1 protein-coding gene is annotated in these 2,304 nt (G+C 49.1%); it reads right to left on the minus strand.

Translation table 11 applies throughout. The features are described from left to right. On the minus strand, nt 1-2,304 hold a 2,304-nt coding region (locus ACTHSP_RS18985; RefSeq protein ID WP_440346680.1), incomplete at both ends, for a collagen-flanked surface repeat-containing protein.

Here is a 2,304-nt window from a genome sequence, read left to right on the forward strand (position 1 = left end):
GTCTACACCGTCTTTAATGATGGTAGTAGTGGTGTTACCTTCGCCATCGGTGATGGTTACAGTGTGAGTGCCGTTGCCGTTGTCTTTAACGTCGGCTTTAGCGTTCTTACCGTCTACACCGTCTTTAACGATGGTGGTAGTGGTTTTGCCTTCGCCATCTGTGATGGTTACAGTGTGAGTACCGTTGCCGTTGTCTTTAACTTCGGCTTTAGCATTCTTACCATCTGCACCAGTGTCACCTTTAGCACCGGTATCACCTTTGTCGCCTTTGTCGCCTTTGTCGCCTTTAGCGCCTTGGTCACCTTTAATACCTTGGTCACCTTTATCGCCTTTGTCGCCTTTGACGCCTTTAGCGCCTTGGTCACCTTTAATACCCTGGTCACCTTTAGCACCGGTATCACCTTTATCACCCTTGTCACCTTTATCACCTTTTGCGGCAGCTGTGCCGTCTTTAATGATAGTAGTAGTGGTGTTACCGTTACCGTCTTTGATGGTTACAGTATGAGTGCCGTCGCCGTTGTCTTTAACGTCGGCTTCAACGTTCTTACCGTCGGCACCAGTTGCACCATCTTTAATGATGGTAGTAGTGGTGTTACCGTTACCGTCTTTGATGGTTACAGTGTGGGTACCGTCGCCGTTGTCTTTAACGTCGGCTTCAGCGTTCTTACCGTCGGCACCAGTGTCACCTTTGGCACCAGTTGCACCATCTTTAATGATGGTAGTAGTGGTGTTACCGTTACCGTCTTTGATGGTTACAGTGTGAGTACCGTTGCCGTTGTCTTTAACGTCGGCTTCAGCGTTCTTACCGTCGGCACCAGTGTCACCTTTGGCACCAGTTGCACCATCTTTAACGATGGTAGTAGTGGTGTTACCGTTACCGTCTTTGATGGTTACAGTATGAGTACCGTCGCCGTTGTCTTTAACGTCGGCTTCAGCGTTCTTACCGTCTTTAACGATGGTAGTAGTGGTATTACCGTTACCGTCTTTGATGGTTACAGTGTGAGTACCGTCGCCGTTGTCTTTAACGTCAGCTTCAGCGTTCTTACCGTCTTTAACGATGGTAGTAGTGGTATTACCGTTACCGTCTTTGATGGTTACAGTGTGAGTACCGTCGCCGTTGTCTTTAACGTCAGCTTCAGCGTTCTTACCGTCGGCACCTGTTGCACCGGTAGCGCCGGTATCACCTTTGGCACCAGTTGCACCGTCTTTAACGATGGTAGTAGTGGTGTTACCGTTACCGTCTTTGATGGTTACAGTGTGAGTACCGTTGCCGTTGTCTTTAACGTCGGCTTCAGCGTTCTTACCGTCGGCACCAGTGTCACCTTTGGCACCAGTTGCACCATCTTTAACGATGGTAGTAGTGGTGTTACCGTTACCGTCTTTGATGGTTACAGTGTGGGTACCGTTGCCGTTGTCTTTAACGTCGGCTTCAGCGTTCTTACCGTCGGCACCTGTTGCACCGGTAGCGCCGGTATCACCTTTGGCACCAGTTGCACCGTCTTTAACGATGGTAGTAGTGGTGTTACCGTTACCGTCTTTGATGGTTACAGTGTGGGTACCGTTGCCGTTGTCTTTAACGTCGGCTTCAGCGTTCTTACCGTCGGCACCAGTTGCACCATCTTTAATGATGGTAGTAGTGGTGTTACCGTTACCGTCTTTGATGGTTACAGTGTGGGTACCGTTGCCGTTGTCTTTAACGTCGGCTTCAGCGTTCTTACCGTCGGCACCAGTGTCACCTTTAGCACCAGTTGCACCGTCTTTAACGATGGTAGTAGTGGTGTTACCGTTACCGTCTTTGATGGTTACAGTGTGGGTACCGTTGCCGTTGTCTTTAACGTCGGCTTCAGCGTTCTTACCGTCGGCACCAGTGTCACCTTTAGCACCAGTTGCACCGTCTTTAACGATAGTAGTAGTGGTATTACCGTTACCGTCTTTGATGGTTACAGTGTGAGTACCGTTGCCGTTGTCTTTAACTTCGGCTTCAGCGTTCTTACCGTCTTTAACGATAGTGGTAGTGGTATTACCTTCGCCATCAGTGATGGTTACAGTGTGAGTACCATCGCCGTTATCTTTAACGTCGGCTTTAGCATTCTTACCGTCTACACCGTCTTTACCGTCTTTAACGATAGTCGTAGTGACTGAACCGGTCTCAAGATCAGTAATAGTGATTGTATGGGTACCGTCACCATTATCTACAACTTCACCTGTGATGCTGCCACCTTTTTCACCAGTGTCACCTTTATCGCCTTTGTCGCCTTTAGCGCCGGCTGCACCAGTGTCACCTTTATCGCCTTTGTCGCCTTT

This window comes from Neisseria sp. P0001.S005 (assembly GCF_051963715.1).